This window comes from Actinomadura geliboluensis (genome assembly GCF_005889745.1).
GTDB classification, from domain to species: Bacteria; Actinomycetota; Actinomycetes; order Streptosporangiales; family Streptosporangiaceae; genus Spirillospora; species Spirillospora geliboluensis.
The window spans coordinates 1-24,842 of the sequence record NZ_VCKZ01000080.1; the positions used below are offsets into that span (position 1 = coordinate 1).

Annotated in this window: 21 protein-coding genes and 1 riboswitch; of the genes, 14 read left to right on the plus strand and 7 right to left on the minus strand. The window is 73.0% G+C overall.

What is annotated here, in order from left to right; genetic code table 11:
• The first annotated feature begins 318 nt into the window (after positions 1–318).
• The gene (locus ETD96_RS13610; protein WP_240807602.1) at positions 319–1,662 is read left to right on the plus strand and encodes a PucR family transcriptional regulator; all 1,344 of its coding nucleotides are present in this window, start codon (positions 319–321) and stop codon (positions 1,660–1,662) included.
• A gap of 22 nt (positions 1,663–1,684) precedes the next feature.
• Here ETD96_RS13610 and bdeA read toward each other — a convergent pair whose 3' ends face one another.
• The gene (bdeA, locus tag ETD96_RS13615) at positions 1,685–2,575 is read right to left on the minus strand and encodes a bis(hydroxyethyl) terephthalate hydrolase (RefSeq protein WP_392732244.1); all 891 of its coding nucleotides are present in this window, start codon (positions 2,573–2,575) and stop codon (positions 1,685–1,687) included.
• Positions 2,576–2,883: 308 nt separating this feature from the next.
• On the opposite strand from bdeA, the gene ETD96_RS13620 reads away from it, so the two are divergent.
• Both ETD96_RS13620 and ETD96_RS13625 read left to right on the plus strand, forming a co-directional pair.
• Positions 2,884–4,332: an FAD-dependent monooxygenase gene (locus ETD96_RS13620; protein WP_138636698.1), complete on the plus strand. Its 1,449-nt coding sequence runs from the start codon at positions 2,884–2,886 to the stop codon at positions 4,330–4,332.
• Between the two features lie 102 nt (positions 4,333–4,434).
• Entirely contained in the window at positions 4,435–6,138 is a 1,704-nt protein-coding gene (locus ETD96_RS13625; protein ID WP_138636699.1) for a bis-aminopropyl spermidine synthase family protein, read from the plus strand.
• Positions 6,139–6,176: 38 nt separating this feature from the next.
• On the opposite strand, the gene ETD96_RS13630 is transcribed toward ETD96_RS13625, so the two are convergent.
• Both ETD96_RS13630 and ETD96_RS13635 read right to left on the minus strand, forming a co-directional pair.
• On the minus strand, positions 6,177–6,923 hold the full coding sequence (locus ETD96_RS13630; RefSeq protein WP_138636700.1) for an SDR family NAD(P)-dependent oxidoreductase: 747 nt from the start codon (positions 6,921–6,923) through the stop codon (positions 6,177–6,179).
• Positions 6,923–7,618, minus strand: a complete 696-nt coding sequence (locus tag ETD96_RS13635; protein ID WP_138636701.1) for an SDR family NAD(P)-dependent oxidoreductase — start codon at positions 7,616–7,618, stop codon at positions 6,923–6,925. Before ETD96_RS13635 ends, ETD96_RS13630 begins: the two co-directional genes overlap by 1 nt.
• Positions 7,619–7,812: 194 nt before the next feature.
• On the opposite strand from ETD96_RS13635, the gene ETD96_RS13640 reads away from it, so the two are divergent.
• The 10 genes from ETD96_RS13640 to ETD96_RS13685 all read left to right on the plus strand — a co-directional run bounded on the left by ETD96_RS13640 (position 7,813) and on the right by ETD96_RS13685 (position 19,799).
• The gene (locus tag ETD96_RS13640; protein WP_171069017.1) at positions 7,813–8,853 is read left to right on the plus strand and encodes a PucR family transcriptional regulator; all 1,041 of its coding nucleotides are present in this window, start codon (positions 7,813–7,815) and stop codon (positions 8,851–8,853) included.
• Positions 8,854–9,468: 615 nt separating this feature from the next.
• Complete coding sequence (locus ETD96_RS13645; RefSeq protein ID WP_138636703.1) at positions 9,469–10,281, plus strand: SAM-dependent methyltransferase; 813 nt, start codon at positions 9,469–9,471, stop codon at positions 10,279–10,281.
• Positions 10,282–10,378: 97 nt separating this feature from the next.
• Complete coding sequence (locus ETD96_RS13650; protein WP_205719245.1) at positions 10,379–11,353, plus strand: helix-turn-helix domain-containing protein; 975 nt, start codon at positions 10,379–10,381, stop codon at positions 11,351–11,353.
• Positions 11,354–11,765: 412 nt separating this feature from the next.
• Positions 11,766–12,623 (plus strand): squalene synthase HpnC, encoded by an 858-nt coding sequence (hpnC, locus tag ETD96_RS13655; RefSeq protein WP_138636704.1) that lies wholly within the window; start codon positions 11,766–11,768, stop codon positions 12,621–12,623.
• A 4-nt stretch (positions 12,624–12,627) separates the two neighbouring features.
• Positions 12,628–13,488: a presqualene diphosphate synthase HpnD gene (hpnD, locus tag ETD96_RS13660; protein ID WP_138636705.1), complete on the plus strand. Its 861-nt coding sequence runs from the start codon at positions 12,628–12,630 to the stop codon at positions 13,486–13,488.
• On the plus strand, positions 13,485–14,858 hold the full coding sequence (gene hpnE, locus ETD96_RS13665; protein WP_138636706.1) for a hydroxysqualene dehydroxylase HpnE: 1,374 nt from the start codon (positions 13,485–13,487) through the stop codon (positions 14,856–14,858). The genes hpnD and hpnE overlap by 4 nt, the downstream gene beginning before the upstream one ends.
• On the plus strand, positions 14,855–15,865 hold the full coding sequence (locus ETD96_RS13670) for a polyprenyl synthetase family protein (RefSeq protein WP_138636707.1): 1,011 nt from the start codon (positions 14,855–14,857) through the stop codon (positions 15,863–15,865). Before hpnE ends, ETD96_RS13670 begins: the two co-directional genes overlap by 4 nt.
• An 87-nt stretch (positions 15,866–15,952) precedes the next feature.
• The gene (gene shc / locus ETD96_RS13675) at positions 15,953–17,818 is read left to right on the plus strand and encodes a squalene--hopene cyclase (protein WP_138636708.1); all 1,866 of its coding nucleotides are present in this window, start codon (positions 15,953–15,955) and stop codon (positions 17,816–17,818) included.
• Between the two features lie 105 nt (positions 17,819–17,923).
• The gene (hpnH, locus tag ETD96_RS13680; protein WP_138636709.1) at positions 17,924–18,928 is read left to right on the plus strand and encodes an adenosyl-hopene transferase HpnH; all 1,005 of its coding nucleotides are present in this window, start codon (positions 17,924–17,926) and stop codon (positions 18,926–18,928) included.
• Between the two features lie 64 nt (positions 18,929–18,992).
• A complete protein-coding gene (locus ETD96_RS13685) occupies positions 18,993–19,799 on the plus strand; it encodes an SAM-dependent methyltransferase (protein WP_138636710.1) in 807 nt (268 codons plus the stop codon).
• Here the strand turns inward: ETD96_RS13685 and ETD96_RS13690 are convergent.
• The 3 genes from ETD96_RS13690 to ETD96_RS13700 all read right to left on the minus strand — a co-directional run bounded on the left by ETD96_RS13690 (position 19,786) and on the right by ETD96_RS13700 (position 22,838).
• Positions 19,786–20,493 (minus strand): NlpC/P60 family protein, encoded by a 708-nt coding sequence (locus tag ETD96_RS13690; protein ID WP_138636711.1) that lies wholly within the window; start codon positions 20,491–20,493, stop codon positions 19,786–19,788. The two genes, ETD96_RS13685 and ETD96_RS13690, sit on opposite strands and share 14 nt — an antisense overlap.
• A gap of 9 nt (positions 20,494–20,502) precedes the next feature.
• A riboswitch (cyclic di-AMP (ydaO/yuaA leader) is annotated at positions 20,503–20,646 on the minus strand.
• 278 nt (positions 20,647–20,924) lie between these two features.
• The gene (locus tag ETD96_RS13695) at positions 20,925–21,860 is read right to left on the minus strand and encodes a hypothetical protein (RefSeq protein WP_240807604.1); all 936 of its coding nucleotides are present in this window, start codon (positions 21,858–21,860) and stop codon (positions 20,925–20,927) included.
• A gap of 234 nt (positions 21,861–22,094) precedes the next feature.
• Positions 22,095–22,838: a helix-turn-helix domain-containing protein gene (locus ETD96_RS13700; protein WP_138636713.1), complete on the minus strand. Its 744-nt coding sequence runs from the start codon at positions 22,836–22,838 to the stop codon at positions 22,095–22,097.
• 193 nt (positions 22,839–23,031) lie between these two features.
• On the opposite strand from ETD96_RS13700, the gene ETD96_RS13705 reads away from it, so the two are divergent.
• The gene (locus ETD96_RS13705) at positions 23,032–23,820 is read left to right on the plus strand and encodes an ArsR/SmtB family transcription factor (RefSeq protein WP_138636714.1); all 789 of its coding nucleotides are present in this window, start codon (positions 23,032–23,034) and stop codon (positions 23,818–23,820) included.
• Positions 23,821–23,928: 108 nt separating this feature from the next.
• Here the strand turns inward: ETD96_RS13705 and ETD96_RS13710 are convergent.
• Positions 23,929–24,842, minus strand: a 914-nt coding sequence (locus ETD96_RS13710; RefSeq protein WP_138636715.1) for an AAA family ATPase, incomplete at its 5' end; no start/stop codon positions are given.

The window sequence follows — 24,842 nt, forward strand, 5'->3', positions numbered from 1 at the left end:
TCACGATCGGGCCGGCGAACGGCGGCGGCACGGGGGTGCGGCTGGGGGTGGGTCATGCCGGTCCCTCCTCATCGGGGAACTGACCTCGGCCGGGCGCCGTAGGCGGCTCCTCTATTGGACGGGGTCTCAAAAGGGAAGGGGACCATAGGTGAGCACGGCCGCCCCCCGGCGGTCCAGAGCCCGCCTCCGTTTCGTGGCCACGGCGCAATCCGGACGTGCCCCCGTTGTGAGCCCGCACAGTCTGGACATCCCGCGATGGCCCGCAGGCGCCCGCGATGGCACGATGAGGCCCCCGCGTTGTGCTGGAGGTGGCCCGCGATGACGGCAGGACGGTCCGCGACGGTGAACGGGACGGCGGACGGCACGGTGGCCGGGACGACCGGGACGGCGGCGCGGCGGCCCGATCCGGCCCGCCCGATGGACGCGGACCGCACCATCATGCGCAAGGCGGTGCTGCGGCTGTCGGACCGGCTGCCCGACCTCGCCGACCGGCTCACCGCCGAGATCTTGTCCGGCGACCGGGGCGACCGCGACGACGCGTTCCGGCACGACGTGTGGGAGATGTGCCACACCGGGCTCGGGCACGGCTTCAAGACGATCCTCGAACCGAGCCGGGGCCGCGCCGACCTCGACTGGGCGCGCCGCCTCGGGCAGCGCCGGGCGCACCAGGGGCAGCCCCTCGACCAGCTGCTGCGCTCCTACCGGCTCGCCGGGCGGGTGTTCTGGGAGGCGGTCGTCGAGGTCGTCGGGCAGAACGACCCCGAGAACGTCCCGGCGCTGATCCGGCAGGCGACCCGCACCTGGGACACCATCGACCAGCAGTCCGGCGCCGCCGCGGCCGCCTACCACCGCACCGAGCTGGCGCTGGCGCGGCGCAGCGAGGAGCGCGTCCAGGCGATCGTGGACGCGCTGCTGGACGGGCAGGGCGCCGACGGCGGGCTGCTCGCGACCGCGACGTCCGTCCTCGGGCTGCCCGCGACCGGCCGGTACGCGGTCGTGATGCTGGGCGCCGAGTGCGGCTTCGGGGACGGCGTGGACCGGCGCCCCGCCGACACCGGCGGGATGCGGTTCATCTGGCGGCTGCGCACCGACGCGCAGGTGGCGCTGGTCGCGCTCGGCACCGCCGAGCTCGACGACCTCGTCGCCGCCGTCCGCCCCTACGCGCGCTCGCACGCCGGGGTGAGCCCGGTCGTCGGCTCGCTCGCCGAGCTGGGCGGCGCCCGCTGGTTCGCCGAGCTGGCGCTGCGGACGTGCCGCGGCCCCGGCAACCAGATCGCCCGGCTGGACCGCCGCCTCCCCGACGCGCTCGTGCTGTCCCAGCCGCGCCTCGCCGGCCGGCTCGGGCACGTCGCGCTCGGCGGCCTCGGCGACGTGGACCCCGGGTTCCGCGACGTGCTGCTGACGACGCTGGAGACCTGGCTGGAATGCGACGGCTCCGCGGCGCGCGCGGCCGACCGGCTGTTCTGCCACCGCAACACCGTCCTCAACCGGCTCCGCAAGATCGAGCAGCTCACCGGGCGGACGCTCACCCGCCCCGGCGACCTCGTCGAACTGTCCCTCGCGCTCAGCGCGCTGCGGCTGCACGGCGCGGAGGACGGCTCCGCCGACGGCGGCATGGCCGGGCCGCCCGTGCGGGGAGGCAACGGGCGGCCCGGCCGGTAGGGGAGCCCCGGGGGGACGGGGGCTAGGAGTTCGGGCAGGTGTCCCGGTACTCGGAGATGTTCAGGTCCGGGTTCGGGCCGGGGCACAGGAACTGGTCGTAGCGGGTGTCATTGTCGATGTACCGCTTGAGCCAGGAGATGCTGTACTTCGCGATCGTCGTGTTCGCGATGTTCGGCGCGAAGTGGCTGGCGCCGTTCAGCTCCAGGTACGCCTTCTCCGACGACGCCGGGATGCTCGTGTAGAACGGCTCGGAGTGCGAGGCGACGGGCGCGACCGTGTCCGCCTCCGCGCCGATGATCATCGTGGGGACGCGCACGTCCGAGAAGTTCTTCTGCAGGTCCCACGGGGTCAGCGGGATCGCGGCCTGCAGCTGCGGGCGCTCCTCGGCGGCCTCCAGCGTCCCGCCGCCGCCCATCGAGTGGCCCATCACGCCGAGCCGGGTCGCGTCGATCCGGGTCCGGACGCTGCTGCGCTCGGTGAGGTAGTCGAGCGCGGCCTCCAGCTGCCGGGCGCGGCTGCTCGGCTGGTCGAGCCGGGTGTTGGTGTCGATCGTGAAGATCACGAAGCCCTGGGAGGCCAGCCGCGGGCCGAGCCAGGCCATGCTGCTCTGGTCGGCGGTGAAGCCGGGCGCGACCGCCACCGCGCCGAACGTCCCCTCGGCGGTGCTGGTCGGGTAGTAGATCGTCCCGCCGCCGAAGCCGGTCACGCTCAGCGACGAAACGCTCGTCTGGGACGTCGCGAACGGGCCGCGCAGCGCCTCGATGCTCTGCACGGTCGGGGCGGGGCCGCGCTCGTAGGGGTTGTCGGCCGCCTGCGCGGCGGCCTGCGGGACGGTGAGTGCGCCGGCGGTGAGGGCCGCGGCGAGCAGCGCCTTCGCCGCCCGGCCGGGGGCGTGCCTGGGGAGGGATCGCACGTCGCTTCGCTCCTGTTCGGGGGGAGGAGCCGGGAGCCGGCTCCCCGGAACGGGGCGGAGCCGGGGGACCGGCTCCAGGATGCGCACATTCTCGGCACGCCGCCGGGCCCCCGGCATCGGCGAAATCGCCGGTCATCCCGCGACGGCGGCCCTGGCCAGGCGGAAGCAGCCGAACGGGCGCAGCGCGTCGGCCCGCGATGAATGCGCCGTCACAATGTCGGCGCCGCGCGGCGGGCGAACGCTGTCAGCGCGCTGACAGCGATCTGCCAGGGCGGCGGCGGAGGCTCGGTCCCGGAAGGGAGAACGACATGATCGACGTACTCGTCATCGGAGCCGGCCCGACCGGCCTCACCCTCGCGGTCGACCTCGCCCGGCGCGGCGTCCGGTACCGCGTCATCGACCCCGGCACCCGCACCGGCTCGCGCGGCAAGGGCCTCCAGCCGCGGACGCTGGAGGTCTTCGACGACCTCGGGGTGATCGGCGCGGTCCGTGCGGCGGGCGCCGCGTACCCGCCGATCCGCGCCTACGCGGGCGGCGAGGTCGTGTGGGAGGGGCGGATGAGCGAGACGAAGGCCGCGACGGCCGCCGTCCCGTACCCGAACGTCCTGATGGTGCCGCAGTGGCGCACCGAGGCGATCCTGCACGACCGCCTGGCGGACCTCGGCGGCCGGGTGGAGCGGGGCGAACTCGCCGCGTTCACGCAGGACGCGGACGGGGTCACCGCCACCCTCGCGGACGGCGGCACCGTCCGCGCCGCGTACCTCGTCGGGGCCGACGGCGGCCGGAGCGACGTCCGCAAGACCCTCGGGATCGGCTTCGGCGGCGAGACCCGCGACGCGGAGCGCATGCTCATCGGCGACGTCCGGACCGCCGACCTCGACCGGGACCACTGGCACACCTGGGCCGACATGGCGACGCAGTCCGTGCGCGTCGGCCTGTGCCCCCTCGCCGGGACGGACGACTTCCAGTTCACCGCCCCGATCGCGCCGGACGCGAACCCGGAGCTCACCCTCGCCACCTACCAGAAGGCCCTGGAGGAGGCGTCCGGCCGCACCGACATCCGCCTGACCGACCTGACCTGGAGCTCGGTCTACCGGGTCAACATCCGGATGGCCGAACGCTTCCGCGCCGGCCGTGCCTTCCTGGTCGGCGACGCCGCCCACGTCCATTCCCCGGCGGGCGGGCAGGGCCTCAACACCGGCGTCCAGGACGCCTACAACCTCGGCTGGAAACTGGGGGCGGTCGTCAACGGCGCGCCCGCGTCCCTCCTGGACACCTACGAGGAGGAGCGGCTGCCCGTCGCCGCCGCAGTCCTCGGCATCAGCACGGCCCTGTACGAGAAGGCCGTCGAGGGGCAGGCGGACGCGCACCAGCGCGGCGAGGAGACGCAGCAGCTCCTCCTCGGCTACCCCGACAGCTCGCTCTCGGACGGCCCGCTCGGCGGCACCCGCGCCCCGGACGGCGTCCTGCACGACAGGGACGGCGCCCGGCACCGCGTGCACGACCTGCTCTGCGGCCCCCATCTGACCGTGCTCGCCTTCGACTCCTTCGATACGGGGTTCGCGTACCCCGGCGTCCGTGTCGTCACGATCGGCGAGGCGGGGGAGTACCAGGACCAGGACGGCGAAGTCCGCGCCGCGTACACCTCCGACGGTGCGGCGCTGACCCTGATCCGTCCGGACGGCTACATCGCCTGCACGGGCGACGCCGACACGATCCGCACCCGCCTGAGCGGCCTCAGCAGCACCACGGCGTAGCACGGCCGCATGGCCGGTCGGAATTCCGGTGGCGGGGGCGGGCTCGCGCGGCTCATAGGATCGTGGACCGAGCGTCCCCGCCGAGCGGAGCAGGTCCGACCCATGACGAATGCCGAGCAGCAAGACCCCTTGCGGGACGACCCGCTGGAGGCCGTCCGCGCGCTGCGGGCCGAGTTCGGCATCGACGCCCGGCGCATCGACCAGGTCGGCCGGCTGCTGGCGGCCGGCGACTTCCGCACCGTCGAGGAGGTCGTCGCGAGCACCGGGACGTCCCGGCGGACGGTCGAAGCGGTCTTCCGGGCCCTGGAACCCGACCTCGAAACGTCCGGCGACGGGCGGCGCATCGCGAAGCCGAACGCCGAGAAGTACCGCGGCGTGTTCGACGAGCGGGAGCCGTTCGGCGCCCGCGACCCGTGGGCGGAGTCCGCGCGCCGCGACCCGGCGGCCGTCGCCGCGGCGGAGGCGCTGATCGGCGCGGCGCCGCCGCCCGTGCAGGCGCTCGACCACGTCCCCGCCACCGCCGAGACCGTGGTCAAGCGCGCCCGGTTCATGCTGGACGGCTTCGACCCGACCGGCGCGCACGTCCTCTTCGTCGGCGACCACGACCTGACCTCGCTCGGCCTCTTCCTGGCGGGCGGGGCGCCGGGCCTGCGGGCGAGCGTCGTGGACGTCGACGAGCGGCTGCTGGAGTTCGTCGACACGGAGGCGGCGCGGCGCGGCTGGGACGTCCGCTGCCACTTCGCCGACCTGCGGCTCGGGCTGCCCGCCGTGCTGCGCGAGTCCGCCGACCTGGTGTTCACCGACCCGCCGTACACGCCGGACGGCGTCCAGCTGTTCGTGGCGCGCGGGCTGCAGGGCCTCCGCGACCACCGCAACGGCCGGGTGCTGCTGGCCTACGGGTACGGGGAGCGGCAGCCGGCGCTGGGGCTCGCCGTCCAGAAGGCGCTGAACCCGCTCCACCTCGCCTACGAGGCGATGCTGCCGAACTTCAACCGGTACGTCGGCGCCCAGGCGGTCGGCAGCGCCGCCGCGCTGTACGTCCTGCGCCCCACCCGGCGGACCGAGGCCGCCGCCAGGACCATCGCCGACGACCCCCGCACCGCCATGTACACCCACGGGGCTCAGTCGGTCGAGGCGGGCGGCGGCCTGGACGGCGAGTCGGCCGCCCGCGTCCTCGAACTCGGCGCGGACCCCGGAGAGAAGATCCTCCTCGCCGGTGCCGACTGGCCGAAGGACGCCCCCGGCCGGCGGGTCGCGCTGCCCGCACTCCTCGGCGCGCCGCTGCCCAGGAACCTGCAAGACCACGGCACCGTCCTGGTGAACCTGTATCCGGGGTTCGGCGCGTCGGCGGTGCGGGCGCTGCTGGCCGCCAACGCGCGGAAGGCCGGGCTCGTCTGCCGCGACGACCTGCCCTTCCTCAAGGACGCGGCGGGGCAGCGCGAGTTCGCCCGCCTCATCGGGCCCAAGTACCGGATCGTCCGGTGGCTGCGCGGCACCCCAGGCCCCGGGCAGGCCCTCGTCCTCGCGGAGAGGACCCGGCCGGACGAGCGGTCCGGCGCGGCGCACGTCCTCGGCTTCCTGTACGCGCGGGCGCACGGAAAGCTCGGCAACGCCTGGCGCGAAGGGCTCATCGCACTCCGGAAGTCCACCGGCGGGACGCTCACCAAGGGCGAGGCCCGCGCCGCGATCGAAGCGTCCGCGAGCCGCCCGGAACTGCTGGACCGGTCGCTCATGGACCTGCCGCTGCACCTCTTCGCCACCCTCGAACAGGACGTCGAGCGCTCAATCGCGGCCCTGCCCGCCTGACCCCGTCCTCGCTGGGACGGGCCCGCTCTTGCGGCGTGTCAGGCGCGGGTCCTGACCGTTCCGCCGTTGGTGAGGAGGACCTGGCCGACGAGCATGGGCAGCCGCTCGTCGGCGAGGAAGGCGACCGCCGCCGCGATCTCGTCGGGCGTCGCGATGCGGCCCAGCGGCACGCGCGCCTCCTCGCGGGCGCGGAAGTCCTCGTCCGCCACCGCGCTCCGCTCCGCGATGTCCACCAGCCACGGCGTGTCGATCACGCTCGGCGCGACCGCGTTCACCGCGATGCCGAGCGGCGCCAGTTCCCGGCCGAGCGCCTTGGTGAGCGCGATGATCCCGGCCTTCGCGGCGGAGCAGGCGGTCGCCTCGGGCCGGCCGATCAGGCCGCTCTCGGCCGCGACCAGCACCATCCGGCCGCCGCCGCGCTCCACCATCCCCGGCATGACGGCCTGCGCGCACGCGAACGTCCCGCCGAGGTCGACGTCGATGACCTGCCACCAGTCGTCCGGGTCGTGCTCGGCGAGCGGGCCCGCGGTGACGTGCGCGGCGGCGGTGACGAGGATGCCGATGTCGGTGCCGGTCTGCCGCTCGACCTCCCCGACCATCGCGGCGACCGCGTCCGGGTCGGCGACGTCGGCGGGCGCGGCGACGCCGTCCAGTTCGGCGGCGAGCGCCGCCACGTCCCGGTCCGGGCGGTCGTTGAGCGCGACGCGGTGGCCGCCCGCCGCGAGCCGCCGCGCGACCGCCGAGCCGAGCCCGCCGGCCGCCCCCGTCACCAGTGCGACCGCCATCAGATCACCGCCCCCGAGTTGGGGGAGAGGACCTCCCCGGCGCAGAACGTCCCCTCCTCGACCAGGTACGCGCCGGCGAACGCGACCTCCTCCGCCGTCGTGAGCCGCCCGGTGGGCAGCGTCTGCAGGAACGCGGGCCGCCGCCAGGGCGAGTCGGGCCGCAGCAGCGGCGTGTCGGTCGGGCCGGGCGCGAGCGCGTTCACCCGCACCCCGGACGGCGCCAGCTCCGCCGCCAGCGACCGGACGAGCCCGATCATCGCGCCCTTGGCCGCGATGTAGTGGGCCTCGCCGTCCCCGCCGCCGATGGCCAGCGCGGACGAGACCGCGACCAAGGCGCCGCGTCCTCGCTCCACCATCCCCGGTGTCACGGCCCGGCACACGTTCACCAGGCCGCCCAGATGGACCCGCAGCATCCGCTGCCAGTCCGGCCAGGCGATGTCGGACACCGGGACGATCGTGTAGTGCCCGGCCGCGCAGACCGCGGCCTCGATCGGGCCCATCTCGCGCTCGATCCGCCGGACGGCGGCGTGCACCTGCTCCGGGACGGCCACGTCGACGCCCACGCTGTGGTCGGGGTCCGCCGCCGGGACGAGGTCCAGGCCCGCCGTCCGCCAGCCGCGGCCGGCCAGCTCGCGCACCATCGCGGAGCCGATCCCGCCGGCCGCGCCGGCGACGAGTGCGACGCGCTCGCGCATCAAGATCACCTCGAATCACTCCGAAGTTTCCAGGCAAACCCGACATGGTCGTGGGTGGCAAGGGTGCCGGAGTTCTCTTGGCCGAACGCACGACGCCACGCCCGGACCGTCGTGCCCTTCTCCAACGCACGGTCTTCCCCAAATCACGGTCACGGGCCTCGGCGGTCCCGCGCCCGGGTGAGAGGGTGGGGGCTGTGACCAGCGATTCCGCAGTGCCGTACGGCACCGTCCGGCAGCTCCTGGAAGTGCCGAGGTTCCGGCTGCGCCTGGTCGCCGGGGAGGGCGGCCTCGACCGGCCGGTCCGCTGGGCGCACTCCACCGAGCTGCTCGACCCCGGGCCCTACCTGCGCGGCGGCGAGATCGTCCTGACGGCCGGCGCGTCGCTGCGGGACCCGGGCGCCTGCGCCGCGTTCGCCGAGTCCGTCAAGGCGGGCCGGGCGAGCGTGATCGGCTACGGCGTCGGCGACGTGACCGACGAGGTCCCGGCGGCGCTGCGGGACGCCTGCGCCCGGCTCGGCCTGCCGCTGGTCGAGGTGCCCGCCGAGGTGCCGTTCGTCAGCTTCACCGAGTGGTTCGCCGAGCGGGACGCCTCCACCCGCGACGAGCGGTACGAGCGGGAGGAGACGGGCCGGCTGCTGCGCATGATCCGGCAGGGCCACGCGTCCGCCGAGGTGCTGCGCGAGCGGATCGACGACGCGGGCCTCGACCCGGCCGCGCTGCTGGTGATCGCGATGGACGGCGGCGACGAGGAGCTGCCCGGCGTCCTCGGCCTGGACGACGGCACGGCGCTGCTCATCACCAACGACGCGCACGCCTGGTCCGAGCCCGCCGGCATCGGCAGCCCCGGGCCGCTCGACCACCTGCCGGTGTCGCTCGCCGAGAGCCTCGCCGCGCTGGACGCGGCGCGGCGGAGCGGCGGCGTGGTGCAGGCCGCCGACCTCGCCACCTTCCGGGCGCTGCTCGGCCGGCTCGAACACGACCAGCTGACCCCGTTCGTCGAGCAGATCGCCCGGCCGCTGAGGGAGTACGACACCGCGCACGGCACCCGGCTGATCGAGACGCTCCGCACCTTCCTCGACATGGGCGGCGCGGTCGGCGCCACGTCCCGGGCCCTGTTCCTGCACCCGAACACGCTCCGCCACCGGCTGGCCCGCATCGAGTCCCTCACCGGCCGCGACCCCCTCCAGTTCGAGGACCGCGTGGCCCTGGCGATAGCGGTCTGGGCCACCCGCTGACACGTACGCGTGCGGGAGCGGGACGGGTGTTTCCGGGGACGGTTTTCTGGTGTGCCATCGGTTTTTGCGAGGCCATTTTGAGGGCTGATCCGCGGCGGCGGAGTTCGTGGGTGTTGCGCGTTTTTCCGGGCGGCGGGCAAGAGGGCACTTGAATGAGACCTCCGTCGCGGATGCAGGCTGGATCCGGGTCTCGGCGGCCGCGTTTCTCGCTGCCTCCTTCATAGGACGGGCGAGGGTGAGGGCGGGCCGTAGATCTTCGCGGGGGGATCGAAAGGCAATAAAAGGTACATATCCCGCCGAATTGGGTGCGCCGGCGGGTGTTGAACGCCGTTCGGTGCGGACAGGGGAGGCGGCCGCCACGCCGATGATCGGCGCGGCGGCGGAGGCGCGGGGATTGCGGCAGAAGATTTCCCTTGGCTCACTTCGGCCCCGTCCGTAGGTTTCGGTACCGCGACCTCCTGGTTCTGCTCGGCGCGAGGCCGTCGGTAATGTCCCGAACGCGAATGCGGACAGGACCTAATTTCGCGTTTCTGGCCGCTCCGGGACGGACGGGTCTAGGTTTGCGGGAGGCGTTCGCAGCGCACGGAGCCGTCGCCCCCGAAGGAGCGTCTGACGATGACGGATGCGACCAGCGGCCCGGACCAGGGGCCGGAGACGAAGATCAACACCGATGTCCCGCAGTCCGCCCGGATCTGGAACTACTGGCTCGGCGGCACCGACAACTACGAGATCGACCGGATCGCCGGCGACCAGTACGTCGAGCTCTATCCGGGAATCGTGCCGATCGCCCGCGCCGGCCGCTACTTCATGGACCGCGCGATCGGGTTCCTCGCCCGCGAACGCGGCATCCGCCAGTTCATGGACTGCGGCACCGGGCTCCCGACCGTCGACAACACCCACGAGATGGCCCAGCGCGCCGCCCCGGACGCGCGGGTCGTCTACGTCGACAACGACCCGCTCGTCCTCGCGCACGCCCGCGCCCTGCTGACCGGCACGGCCGAGGGCCGCACGTCCTACATCGACTGCGACCTGCACGACCCGAAGACGATCATGGCCAAGGCGGCGGAGATCCTCGACCTGTCGCGGCCGGTCGGGCTGCTGCTGATCGGGGTGATGGGGCACATCGTCGACCCCGAGGAGGCGTACGGCGTGGTCCGCGGGCTGGTGGAGCCGCTGGCGTCCGGCAGCTACCTCATCCTGCACGACTCCACCGACCAGAACGCGGCGTTCAACGCCGCGCAGCGCGCCTACGACGAGACCGGCGCCATCCCGTTCCGGCTGCGCAGCCCGGACTTCATCCGCGCCTACTTCGACGGGCTGGAGATCGAGGAGCCGGGGCTCGTGACGAGCGGCGCGTGGCGGCCCGAGGTGCCGGGGCTGGAAACCGAAGATCTTCCGACCCTGTGCGCGGTGGCGCGGAAACCCTGACGCCGAGGGGAGGTCGCACACCGTCTCCTTCCCGCCGCACTGCGTGAAGCTATAGTGAGGGCGGCCGTCAAAGCCGATCCCCCCGATGGGAGTCCCCTTGGCCTCCGTCACGAGCACCGGCGCCACGAGCACCGGCGCCACTAGCAGCGGCAGCACGAGCACCGGCAGCACGGGCACCGCCGCCACGAGCACCGGCGGCAGGCAGTCGGCGCGAACGCGGGCGGCCCGCCCCTGCGGGGACCCGCTCGTCCCCCGGATGCTGCTCGGCAGGCGGCTGCGCGAACTGCGCGACCGGTCCGGGCTCTCGCGGCGGGACGCGGGCCGGCTTCTGAACGCGTCCGAATCGAAGATCGGCCGCCTGGAGACGGGCCGGACCGGCGGCCGGCCGCGCGAGGTCGCCCGGCTGCTGGCCGGCTACGGCGCCGAGGAGGACGAGCGCACGACCCTGCTCGCCCTCGCCGAGCAGACGACGGCGCGCGCCTGGTGGCAGGACGACGCCGACATCCTCCCGTCCTGGGTGCGGCCGTACCTGAGCGCCGAGCAGGCCGCGAAGCTGGTCCGCACCTTCGAGGCCCAGTACGTGCCCGGCCTGCTGCAGACCGAGGCGTACGCCCGCGCGGTGATCGGCCGCGGCGCCCCCGCGGACGAGGTCGAGCGGCGGGTGGAGTTCCGGATGCGGCGGCAGCGCGTGCTGCGCCGCCGCCCGCGCCCGCTGAACCTGTGGATCGTCCTGGACGAGCAGGCGCTGTGGCGCCCGATCGGCGGCCCGGAGATCATGCGCGGCCAGATCCGGCACATCATCGAGCTGTGCCGGCGGCCGAACGTCACCGTGCAGATCGCGCCGGTCGGCATCAGCGGCCGGATCAAGGGCGACGGGCCGCTCACCCTCGTCCGGTTCCCGCAGCAGGGCCTCCAGGACATGGTCTACCTCGAACGCGCCGACCGCGCCCTGTACCCGACGCGGCGCGCGGAGATCGAGCGGCACTGGCACGACTTCAACACGCTGGTGACCGAGGCGGCGCCGCCCGAGCGGACGCCGTGGATGCTCGCCGACCTGCTCGCCACCTTCTGACACCGCGCACCGATTCGGCCGCGGCGCTCACCGGACCGGCCGGGTCCGCGGCGCCGGTCCGCGCGGTCGCGCGCATTGAACTAGGCCGCCATGGGCTCGCGCTGTCATGAAGTTACGCGAACATGAACATCCCGAGTTGAGCCTCCGGGATAGACGCATGACTCAACTCAAGTCCAACATAACGGAATGGGAAAAAGTGCTGACCAGGGGTGATCTCCGGGCCGGGCGCGCATATATTCCCGGGTGACCACTTCCGGCCCCACTTCACGAATCCCGCATATTCGCGGGTCGCCCGGGGCGGTTCGGGGACGTACGTCACAGGGGCCTCACGATGGTCCATGTTTACCGGGCCATCGCCCGGATATCGGGCATCGATGAACGCCCCGCGCCGCCGCCGCCCCGAAGGAACGCCATGTCCGTCAGCGAGCGTTTGTGGAACGAGACCGAGGAACGCCGCACCCGCCTCGAACTCCAATCCCGGGAGAACTTCCCGGTCGCCACCCGCCTGCTCCCCGCGCGCCACCGCGAGCATCTGCTGAACGTGTACGGCTACGCCCGGCTGGTCGACGACATCGGGGACGAGGCGCCGCCGGGCGAGCGCGCCGGGCTGCTCGACCTCGTCGAGGGCGACCTCGACCGCGTCTACGCGGGCGAGCGGGCGGAACTGCCCGTCCTGCGCGATCTGTCCCGGACCATCACCGCGTGCCGCATCCCGGCGGAGCCGTTACGCCGCCTCCTGGAGGCCAACCGCCGCGACCAGGAGGTCGCCCGGTACGCGACGTTCGACGACCTGCTCGGCTACTGCGCCTACTCCGCCGACCCGGTCGGGCGCATCGTCCTGCACGTGTTCGGCGCCGCCACCCCGGACCGGGTCCGGCTGTCGGACAAGGTCTGCACCGCGCTGCAGATCATCGAGCACTGCCAGGACGTCGGCGAGGACCACCGCAACGGCCGGATCTACCTGCCGGAGGACGACCTCCGGCGGTTCGGCTGCACCGAGGACGACCTGACCGCCGCGGTCACGCCCACCCGGCTGCGCGGCGTGGTCGCACTCCAGGCCAAGCGTGCGGCGGGCCTGCTGGACGAGGGCGCCGCCCTCACCGGCCGGCTCCGCGGGTTCGCGCGCGTCGCCGTCGCCGGATACGTCGCGGGCGGTCTCGCCGCCCTCGCCGCGCTGGAGCGCGGCGCCTACGACGTGCTGGGGAGCGCCTCACCGCCGAGGAAGGCGCGACTGCTGGCCGAGTGGTCGCGGACACTGGGAAGGAGATAGGCAGATGGACGCACCGAGCGCCTATCGGCACTGCGAGAACATCGTGCGCACGCAGGCGCGCAACTTCTCGTACGGGATCCGGCTGCTTCCCCCGCCGAAGCGCCGCGCGCTGAGCGCCGTGTACGCGTTCGCCCGCCGCATCGACGACATCGGCGACGACCACGACGCGCCGCCCGCGACCCGGCTGGCGCGGCTCGCCGCGGAGCGCGAGCGCCTCGCCGACGCCGCCGCGCACCCGTCCGACCCGGTGCTGGTCGCGCTGTCGGACGCCGCGCGCCGCTACCCGATCCCGCTGGAGGCGTTCGGGGAGCTGATCGACGGCTGCGAGGCCGACGTCCGCGGCGCGTCCTATGACACCTTCGACGACCTGCTCTGGTACTGCCGGTGCGTCGCGGGGGCCGTCGGCCGGCTGTCGCTCGGCGTGTTCGGCACGTCCGACCCGGACACCGCGGTGCCGCGCGCCGACGCGCTCGGCGTCGCGCTGCAGCTGACGAACATCCTGCGGGACGTCCGCGAGGACGGGCTGAGCGGCCGCGTCTACCTGCCCGCCAAGGACCTCGTCCGGTTCGGCTGCACGCTGGAGCGGGACGGGTCGGGCCGGTTGACCGACGACCCGGGGCGGCTGGCGGGCCTCATCCGGTTCGAGGCGAACCGGGCGGAGGAGTGGTACGCGACGGGGTTGCAGCTGCTGCCGATGCTCGACCGGCGCAGCTCCGCGTGCGCCGGGGCGATGGCGGGCATCTACCGGCACCTGCTGCGGCGCATCAAGGCCGATCCGCTGACCGCGCTCGACACCCGCACCTCGCTGCCGACGTGGGAGAAGGCCGCCGTGTCGGCGATGGCGATGTCGGGAGTCCACCGATGAGCTCGGCCGGGGGGCCGGGGGAGGTCGCCATCGTCGGCGGCGGTCTCGCCGGGGTGACGACCGCGCTGGCGCTCCAAGAAACAGGTATACGGACGACCGTCTATGAGGCGCGGCCCAGGCTGGGCGGCGCCACGCACTCCTTCACGCGCGACGGGCTGACGGTCGACAACGGGCAGCACATCTTCCTGAAGTGCTGCTCGGCCTACCAGGGGCTGCTCGGCAGGCTGGGGGCGGCCGACCGCGTCCGCGTCCAGGACCGGTTCGACGTCCGCGTCCTCACCCCCGGCGGTACCGGCGGGCGGTTGCGCCGCGCCAAGGCACCGGGTCCGCTGCACCTGGTGCCCGCGCTCGCCGGGTACAAACTGCTGCCGCCCGCCGACCGGCTCCGCGCCGTCCGGGCGTCGCTCGCGCTCGACCGGCTCGACCCGGACGACCCCGCGCACGACCGCACCACCATGGGCGCCTGGCTCGCCCGCCACGGCCAGCGGCCCCAGGCCCGCGACGCGCTCTGGGACCTGTTCGTCACGGCCGCGCTCAACATCCGGCTGGACGAGGCCGCCCTCGGCCCCGCCGCGATGGTGTGCCAGACCGCCCTGCTCGGCCGCTCCGACGCCGCCGACATCGGGGTGCCGACGATCCCGCTCGGCGACCTGCACGGCACGGTCGCGGCGGCGAAGATCGAACGGGGCGGCGGCCGGATCGAGCTGGGCGCGAAGGTCACGGCCGTCGACGCCGGGCCGAAGCTGGTCGTGAACGGCTCCCCGGTGAGCGCGGACGCCGTCGTGATGGCGGTGCCGCACCGGGTGGCGTCGACCCTCGTCCCGGCGGAGGCGTCCCCCGAGCGGGCGGAGTGGGACGGCCTCGGCTCCAGCCCCATCGTCAACGTCCACGTCGTCTACGACCGGCCGGTGCTGCGCGCCGACGGCGGGGACGAGCCGTTCGTCGCGGCGGTCGGCTCGCCCGTGCAGTGGGTGTTCGACCGCACCGCGGTGAGCGGCCTGACCGGCGGCGGCGAGTACCTCGCGGTGTCGGTCTCGGCGGCCGACCGCTGGATCGACACCCCCACCGCCGAGCTGCGCGCGGTGTACCTCGCCGAGCTGGAGCGGCTGTTCCCGGCCGCCCGCCGGGCCCGCGTCACCGACTTCTTCGTGACGCGGGAACGGCACGCCACTTTCCGCCAGAGCCCCGGCACCGGCGCGCTGCGTCCCGCGTCCGCGACCCGGCTGCCGTGGCTCTTCCTCGCCGGCGCGTGGACGGACACGGGCTGGCCCGACACGATGGAGGGAGCCGTGCGAAGCGGCCTCACCGCCGCCCGCCTCGTCCGGCGGCACCTGAACCGGGTGCGCAGCGACGGGGTGAGCGGACCATGACCACCGTCCCGACCTCGATCACCGACGGGCGCGCGCTCGTCGACGACGCGATGCGCGCCGCCGCGGAGCGGCTCGACCCGTGGACCCGCCGCGTCGTCGCCTACCACCTCGGCTGGACCGACGAGCACGGCCGCCCGGCCGCCGCCGGCGGCAAGGCGCTGCGCCCCGCGCTGGCGCTGCTGTCCGCGCGGGCCGCCGGGGCGCCCCCGGAGACGGCGCTGCCGGGCGCGGTCGCCGTGGAGTTCGTGCACGCGTTCTCGCTGCTGCACGACGACATCATGGACGGCGACCGCACCCGCCGGCACCGGCCCGCCGCGTGGACGGTGTTCGGCCCGTCCGCCGCAATCCTCGGCGGCGACGCGCTCCTCGCGTTGTCGGAGGAACTGCTGCTCGACCAGCAGACGCGCGGCGCCCACTGGGCGGCGCGCGCGCTGACCGCCGCCACGCAGCGGCTCATCTCCGGGCAGGCGTACGACCTCGGCTTCGAGCAGCGCGCCGACGTCACGCTCGACGAGGTCGTCGCGATGGCCGCCGACAAGACGGGCGCGCTGCTGGCCTGCGCCTGCTCGATCGGCGCGATGCTCGGCGAGGGGCCGACGCCGCTCGTCACCGGGCTGACCGGGTTCGGCGCCGAGATGGGCCTCGCGTTCCAGCTCGTGGACGACCTGCTCGGCATCTGGGGCAGCCCGGAGACGACCGGCAAGCCCGTCCTGTCGGACCTGCGGGCGCGCAAGAAGTCGCTGCCGGTGGTGTACGCGCTGAACGCGGGGACGCCGGAGTCCGCCCGGCTCGCCGAGCTGTACGGCAAGCCGGACCAGCCGTCCGAGGACGCCCTGCGCGAGATGGCGCGGCTGGTCGAGGCCGCCGGCGGCCGCGACTGGGCGTCCGCCGAGGCCGACCGGCGGATCGCCGCCGCGCAGCGGCACCTCGACGAGTCCGGCGTGGACGGGCTCGCCGCCGCCGAGTTCCGCGACATCGCCCTGTTCGTCACCTCCCGGGACCACTGAGCCCGCCGGGAGCACTGGACCCGGCAGGCCACCGAGCCCGGCCGTCCCGGCGCGGACGGCCACCCCGTGCGAGAAGGAGATCGCCGAATGACCACGACGGAAGCTCCGGGGCTCACCGGCGCGGCGGCCGCGGCCGTCGACGCGGCCCGCGGCCACCTGCTCGGCCTGCAGTCGCCCGAGGGCTGGTGGAAGGCCGAGCTGGAGACGAACGTCACCATGGACGCCGAGGACCTGCTGCTCCGCCAGTTCCTCGGCATCCGCTCCGAGGCGGAGACGAAGGACGCGGCGCGCTGGATCCGCGCGCAGCAGCGCGAGGACGGCACGTGGGCGAACTTCCACGGCGGCCCCGCCGATCTGTCCACCACGATCGAGGCGTACGTCGCGCTGCGGCTCGCCGGCGACCCGGTCGACGCCGACCACATGCGCCGGGCCGCCAAGTTCGCGCGGGACGCGGGCGGCATCGAGGGCAGCCGCGTGTTCACCCGGATCTGGCTGGCGCTGTTCGGCCAGTGGTCGTGGGACGACCTGCCCGTCATGCCGCCGGAGCTGATGTTCCTGCCGAGCCGGGTCCCGCTGAACGTCTACGACTGGGCGTGCTGGGCGCGGCAGACGATCGTCCCGCTGACGATCCTCGGGTCGCTGCGGCCCGTCCGGGACCTGCCGGTCGACCTCGCGGAACTGCGCGCCGGGACGGTGCCGCCGAAGGACGCGAAGGGCTGGGGGCGGGCGTTCAACGCGCTCGACCGCGTCCTGCACGTGTACGAGAAGCGGCCGGTGCGGCCGCTGCGCACCGCCGCGATGCGCCGCGCCGCCGACTGGATCATCGCCCGGCAGGAGGCCGACGGCTGCTGGGGCGGGATCCAGCCGCCCTGGGTGTACTCGCTGATGGCGCTGAACGTCCTCGGCTACGACCTCGACCACCCGGTCATCAAGCGGGGCCTGGACGGCCTGGAGCGGTTCACCATCCGGGACGAGAAGGGCCGCCGGCTGGAGGCGTGCCAGTCGCCGGTCTGGGACACCGTCCTCGCGATGAACGCGCTCGGCGACGCCGGCGCCGCGCCCGACGACCCGGCGCTGGTGCGCGCGGCGCACTGGGTGCTCGGGGAGGAGGTCCGCGGGCCGGGGGACTGGTCGGTGCGCCGGCCCGGCCTGCCGCCGGGCGGGTGGGCGTTCGAGTTCGACAACGACGTCTATCCCGACACCGACGACACCGCCGAGGCGATCCTCGCGCTGCGCCGGACGTCGCTGCCGGAGGCGGACGCGCCGATCGAGCGGGCCGTCCGGTGGCTGAACGGCATGGCGTCGCGGGACGGCGGCTACGGTGCGTTCGACGCCGACAACACCCGCGAGCTGTGCACGAAGCTGCCGTTCTGCGACTTCGGCGCCGTCATCGACCCGCCGTCCGCCGACGTCACCGCCCACGTCGTCGAGGCGCTCGCCAAGGAGGGCCTCGCCGAGACGACCGTGGTGAAGCGCGCGGTGGTGTGGCTGCTGAAGGCGCAGGAGGAGGACGGCTCCTGGTTCGGGCGCTGGGGCGCCAACCACGTGTACGGGACGGGCGGCGTGGTGCCCGCGCTCATCGCGGCCGGGGTCCGCCCGGAGAAGCCCGCGATCCGCCGCGCCGTCGCCTGGCTGGAGCAGCACCAGAACGAGGACGGCGGCTGGGGCGAGGACCTGCGCTCCTACGACGACCCGTCCTGGATCGGGCGCGGCGAGTCGACCCCGTCGCAGACGGCGTGGGCGCTGCTGGCGCTGCTCGCCGCCGGCGAGCGCTCCGCGGCGGTGGACGCGGGCGTCCGGTGGCTGGTGGAGAACCAGCGGCCGGACGGCAACTGGGACGAGGACAACTTCACCGGCACCGGGTTCCCCGGCGACTTCTACATCAACTACCACCTGTACCGGCTGGTGTTCCCGATCAGTGCTCTCGGCCGGTACCTGGACGGCTCCTCATGACACGGCTCGTCCCATGACACGGCTCGTCGGGCCGGTCGACGTCGAGGAGCACACGGTCACGGTGGAGACGACCGAGTTCACCCTGCCAAAGGAGGTCCGGACACAATGAGCATGCCGCTTCGCCAGAGTCTTCGCATCGGGGGCTACATCCTCCGCAACAAGCTGCGCGGCAGGGAGAAGTTCCCGCTGATCGTGGAGCTGGAACCGCTGTTCGCCTGCAACCTCGCCTGCGCCGGTTGCGGGAAGATCCAGCACCCCGCCGACACGCTGAAGCGGCGGATGCCGGTCGAGCAGGCCGTCGCCGCCATCGAGGAGTGCGGGGCGCCGATGGTGTCCATCGCGGGCGGCGAGCCGCTCATGCACCCGCAGATCGACGAGCTGGTCGGCGAGCTCGTGAAGCGCAAGAAGTTCGTCTTCCTGTGCACCAACGCGCTGCTGATCCCGCGGAAGCTCGACAAGTTCAAGCCGTCGCCGTACTTCGCGTGGGCCGTCCACATAGACGGTCTGCAGGAGCGCCACGACGCGTCCGTCTGCAAGGACGGCGTGTTCGAGGACGCGGTGGCCGCCATCAAGGAGTGCAAGCGGCGCGGGTTCCGCGTCACGACGAACACGACGTTCTTCAACACCGACACCCCGCAGACCGTCATCGAGGTGATGAACTACCTCAACGACGACCTCAAGGTCGACGAGATGATGATCTCGCCGGGGTACGCCTACGACAAGGCGCCCGACCAGGAGCACTTCCTGGGCGTCCAGGAGACCCGCGAGCTGTTCCGCAAGGCGTTCGCGGACGGCAACCGCAAGCGCTGGCGGCTCAACCACTCGCCGCTGTTCCTGGACTTCCTGGAGGGCAAGGTCGACTTCCCGTGCACGGCCTGGGCGATCCCGTCCTACTCGCTGTTCGGGTGGCAGCGCCCCTGCTACCTGATGTCGGACGGCTACGCGCAGACGTACCAGGAACTGCTGGACGAGACCGACTGGGACTCCTACGGCCGGGGGCGCGACCCGCGCTGCGCGAACTGCATGGCCCACTGCGGGTACGAGCCGACGGCGGTCATGGCCACGGTCGGTTCGCTGAAGGAGTCGCTCAGGGCGATGCGCGACACCTGACCGAAAAGCCCGGAGAGTGGGGATTTCGGCCCACTCTCCGGGCGTAACGATCTACGATGGCGGCATGGCTGACGAGTGGCCTCCGGCCGAGCTGGACTTCGACAAGCCCACCATCGCGCGCGCCTACGACGCGCTCCTCGGCGGCAAGGACAACTTCGCCGCCGACCGCGCGCTGGCCGACCAGACGGCCGCGCTGATCCCGGGCCTGCGCGAATCCGCGGTCGAGAACCGCAAGGTGCTCGTCCGGGGCGTCCGCTACCTGGCGCGGGAAGCCGGCATGGACCAGTTCCTCGACCTCGGCAGCGGGCTGCCCACGGTCGAGAACACCCACGAGGTCGCCCAGCGCGAGAACCCGGACGCCCGCGTCGTCTACGTCGACATCGACCCGCTGGTCTCCGTCCACGGGCGGGCGATCCTGGCCAACAACGACGCCACGCGGGTGATGGTCGGCGACGTCCGCGACCCGGCGGCCGTCCTGTCGGACCCCGTCGTCGACGGCTTCATCGACTTCTCCCGCCCGGCCGTCGTCATGATGGTCGGGATGCTGCACTACCTGTCGCCGGACGTGGTGGACGGCGTCGTCGCCGCCTACCGCGACGTCCTGGCGCCCGGCAGCCACCTGTTCATGACGTCCCTCGTGGACACGGGCCTGCCCCAGCAACAGGAGCTGGCCCGCATCACACGAGAGAACCTGGAAGAGGGCTGGGCGCGCACGCCCGCCGAGATCGAGGCCCAGTTCGGTGACTTCGAACTGGTCGAACCCGGTGTGACCTACACGGCCCTGTGGCGTCCCGACGGCCCGGTCGACCCGGACAACCTCGCTCCGGGGGAGCAGCTCGGGATGGCCGGCGTCGCCATCAAGCTCCGCTGAGCTTCTTCGGCCGGTACGCCTTGTACTCGCTGCCCGAGTCGAGGCCGTAGTCGCGCGTCCGGTAGTCGGTGCCGTACCGGCCTCGCTGCTCGTACGCCCAGTAGGACGTGTGCGCCTTGTCGGCCCACTTCTCGAAGATGACGACGTGGCGCGTCGTGTTGGTGCCCTCGGCGTCCATCACGAGGTCGCCCTTCTTGAGCTCCGACATCTTGATGCGCTCGGTGTAGCGCGAGGACGTCAGGCCGACGGTGTTCGGCCCGGGCTTCGCGAGCCCGAGGGTCATCGCCACGAAGCCGGAGCAGTCCGTGCGGTACCCGTTGTGGTAGTCGGTCTGGCTGTAGGGCACGCGCCGGCTGCTGTGGGGGTTCCACGTCTTCGCCAGCTCGATGACCTTCGAGCGCTTGTCGGTCTCGTCCGGCTTGGCGGACGACCCGGAGCCCTTCTCCGGGTCCGTGCGCGGCTCCGCCTCGGCGGAGCGCTGCTGGGGGATGCTCTGGACGGACGCGACGGACGTGCCCGACTCGGACGAACCGGCCGTCGCCTGGAGGGTCGTCGCGGCCACGCCGATCGCGGCGAGGCCGAGGATCGCGCCGTTGGCGCGCGGGCTCAGCCCGAAAAGACCCGGCTTCCTGCTCTTCTTGCCCGTGCTGTCGTTGCCCGAGTTGTGATTGCCCGTGCTGTGCTTGCCTGTCAAGGGGGACTCCTTGCTTCCATGGGCCGCCTACCGGGTTAGCTGACGGGTTCGGACGTGGAAGTCGCCCTACGGCCGGTGAAACGGCCGATTCACCCCAGTGCACGAGGGTGGGTCCCCGGCTCCGCGCTGTGGCGGACTCGGCGGGTGCCGCTGCGAGAGGGAGCGGCGCTGCTGTTGTAGGGCCCGTTCAGGGCGCGGGCGGCGTGCATGGGAGGTGCCGCCGGGCGACGCGTGGGGCGCGCCGCCCCCACCGGCTCGGTGCCAGGTGGGACAAGAACGCCTGGTGAGCGCCTTGGCGGGGGCCAAGCTACTCGGATCACCAAGCGAAGGCAAACCCCAGCAAAATCAAACACCCAGCTCAACCGCCCGGAAGCGGTTGCGGACGGGCGATGCGGGCGCCCGGCGGCGCCCGCACCGGCGGCCGTGCGGCGTCACGACCAGGGGGCCACCGGGTACCACGGGATGATCTCCCGGCGGGCGAGCAGCCGCACGTCCCAGTAGAGGAGGCTGAAGACCCCGGCCACGATCAGCGAGGACGCCGTCAGCACCGCGACGCGGCGCGGATCGGCGGCCAGCCAGCGGCTCAGCCGGCGGCCCGCGAGATGGGCGAGCAGCAGGAACAGCACCGCCATGATCACGATGTTGCCGACCGACTGGAGGACGAACGCGGCGGCCCCGTACAGCGGGTTGTGGCTCTCCGCCGCGTCGCGGAAGAGCTGCCGGAACAGCGGGTAGGGGCGGCCGATCAGGAACCCGCCGATCAGCGCGCCCATGAAGACCAGCGGAGCGTTGGGGAAGCGGCGTGCCACCCGGGCGAACGGGTCGCGGACGACGCCGAGCGCGGCGGCCCCCATGTAGATCATCGCCAGCCCGATCGCGCCGAACACCACCATGGACTGGACGCTGCGCGCGGACAGCGAACCGGGGGTGCTCTCGGCGGTGGAGAACTGCGGCATGCCGGTGCCCGCCAGGCCGACGATCGCGCCGTAGCCGGCCGACACCGTCACCATGCCGAGCGCGATCCAGCCGAGCGGCCGGAGCGTCCCGGCGAGCCGGTCCCAGCGGCCGCCGGTGCCGCCGAGCAGCGGCGCGACCGTGCTGAACGCGGCCACGTTGCACGCCGTGAACGAGCCGGCGAGCCCGCTCGCGAAGGCGAAGGCGATCCCGGCGGCGATCCCGGCGATCGGCGTCCCCTTCGCGTCATGGCCGAGGAGCGTGCCGGCGACGTTGTCCCCGATCGTCTGGTCGACGAACTCCGCCGACCAGATGACCGTCAGCAGGAATCCGGCGCCCGCGCTGAGCAGAATGATCAGTGTGCGGCGGCGCGGGAAATGGCCGGTGACGAAAAGGGAGGTTCCGGTCGTCACGGGTGCCGCCTTTTCCGGGCGCGGCGTGGGCAGGGTGTGGCTCTGATCTTGAGGCATGTCATTCCCTGGGGGCGTGAGCGATTCACGGCGCGGACTCGGTTCACGGGCCTTTTCCGTGCGCGGGGGTTTTCCGAGTGGAGGGGAGTGATCCGGCTCTCAGTATGCGGGCTCGTTCTGGGCGGTGCTTCTTCGCACTTGCTCGATCGCGGGGACGGGACGCCGGGCGCCGGGACGTCAGGACGTCAGCTCGCGGGCCGCGTCGGGGGCGGTGAGCGCGAGCAGGACGGGCGGGTCGTAGGGGCTGAGCGGGCGCAGCCGGACCTCGGCCGTCCGCACGGCGGTGCCGTGCCTGATCATGAGCGGGCCGGCGGCGCCGACCAGCGCGTCCTCGGCGGCCCCGTCCGGTCCCGGGGCGGGCGAGTAGGCAAGGACATGCCATCTACCAGGCAGGACGTGCGTCAACGCGAAGGTGCCCGGCGCGGGCAGGATCGAGCAGCGGGCCGGGAGGCCGGTCGGGACGGCCTCGCGGAACAGGCCGACGAAGACGGGGCCGCCGTGCCAGGCGTCCCGGCAGGAGACCGCGCCGCGGATGGTCGTGTGCCCGGTCCGGGCGCGGCGGCGCAGCGCGTCGGCGGCCCGGACGGCATCCCCTCCCGTCGCGCGGTAGACGCTCGGCGGGACGCCGACGGTCGACTTGAAACGGGAGCTGAAAGTGCCGGTGCTGGCGTATCCGACACGGGTTCCGATGTCGGCGATGGACAGCGATGTGCCGACCAGAAGCTGCTTGGCCTCCGCCAATCGGAGCGCGTAGAAGAATCTCACCGGTGACATGCCGGTGGATTCTCGGAAAACGCGACAGAAATGGAACTTGCTGAACATGGCGATGCGCGCCATGTCGTCGATGGTGATCCTTTCGCCGAGGTTCTGCCGCATCGCGTCGATGACGCGCCTGACTGCCTGCTCGGTTCGGTCATCCATGCACTCCTCCGTCCGTTCATGCTCAAATCGGACGGGCGGTTCCGCAAGTACCGCATGTGGCCGGGTTTCCGGCGGCGGGCGGCGCCCGGCGGTGTTTCGCAGGGGCGCGGCGGGCCCCCGCGTCGGCGTTGAAGTGCAGTCCTGCGGTTGCCTATCATGGCGGTGGTCGAGCGGGAGCGGGGAGACGGCGAGGATGGACGAGGTCTTCCGGGCGCTGGCCGATCCCACCCGGCGCAAGCTGCTGGACCGGCTGAACGAGCGCAACGGGCAGAGCCTGCGCGAGCTGTGCGCGGGCCTCGGCACGAGCCGGCAGTCGATCAGCAAGCACCTGTCCGTGCTGGAGGACGCCCATCTGGTGGTGGCGGCGCGGCGCGGCCGGGAGAAGCTGCACTACCTCAACGCCGCACCGATCAACGCGATCGCCGAGCGCTGGATCAGGCGTTACGACCAGGAGCGCGTCAACGCGCTCACCGATCTCAAGACAGCACTGGAGCAGGGGCCGATGGACGGCAGCGACGCCTTCGTGTACACGACCTACATCAAGTCCACGCCCGAGCGGCTCTGGGAGGCCCTGACCGACCCGGCCTTCACGAGCCGCTACTGGGGCGTCGGCTTCGAGACCGACTGGAAGCCGGGCTCGGAGATGACCTGGCAGGAGAGCGGCCGCCGCACCAGCGACCCCGAGCAGGTCGTGCTGGAGTGCGAGCCCGGCCGCCGGCTGTCCTACACCTGGCACAGCTTCACCCCGGAATGGGCGGAGGGCGCCGGGGTGGGCGAGGACGTGCTGGTCAAGCTGCAGGCCGAGTCCCGATCCAAGGTGACCTTCGAGATCGAGCCGCTCGGCGAGATGGTGAAGCTCACCGTCGTGCACGACGGCTTCGACCCCGGCAGCGTCATGCGCGGCATGATCAGCCAGGGCTGGCCCGCGATCGCGTCCGGCCTGAAGTCGCTGCTGGAGACCGGCGAGCCCCTGCCCGCCTGACCCGCCCGCCTGGCCCGCCGGGCGCAGGGCACCCGGGGCCGCATGCGGAAGGGCCCGCGACCGGATCGTTTCCGGTCGCGGGCCCTCGCGTGCGCTCGCCGGGTGTCGTCAGTCCTTGTTGAAGTTGACCGCGCCTTCGATGGGGGGCGGGCTGTCGGGGACGCCGGTGGGCTTGGGCACGCCCTTGAAGGTGAACTTGGCGTTCTCGGCCGTGTCGGGGTTGTCGGGGTCGAAGCCCTCGGTGCCCACGATCACGATCTGGCCGGGCTTGAGCTCGCTGTAGAGGATCTTCTCCGACAGCGTGTCCTCGATCTCCCGCTGGATCGTGCGCCGCAGCGGCCGCGCCCCCAGCACCGGGTCGTACCCGCGGAGGGCGAGCAGGTCCTTGGCCTCCTGCCGCAGCTCGATGCCCATGTCGCGGTCGCGGAGCCGCTCGTCGACCTTGGCGATCATCAGATCCACGATCTGGATGATCTCCTTCGGGGTGAGCTGGTGGAACACCACGGTGTCATCGACACGGTTGAGGAACTCGGGCCGGAAGTGCTGCTTGAGCTCCTCCGACACCTTGGCCTTCATCCGCTCGTACGAGCCCTGCTCGTCGTTCTGCCGCGCGAACCCCATCGACACGCCCTTGGAGATGTCCTTGGACCCCAGGTTCGTGGTCATGATGATCACGGTGTTCTTGAAGTCCACCACACGCCCCTGGGCGTCGGTGAGACGACCGTCCTCCAGGATCTGCAGGAGGCTGTTGAAGATGTCCTGGTGGGCCTTCTCGATCTCGTCGAACAGGACCACCGAGAACGGCTTGCGGCGCACCTTCTCGGTGAGCTGGCCGCCCTCCTCGTACCCGACGTAGCCGGGCGGGGAGCCGAACAGCCGCGAGACCGTGTGCTTCTCCATGAACTCCGACATGTCCAGCTGGATCAGCGCGTCCTCGTCCCCGAACAGGAACTCCGCCAGCGTCTTGGACAGCTCGGTCTTCCCCACCCCCGACGGGCCGGCGAATTGGAACGAACGACCAA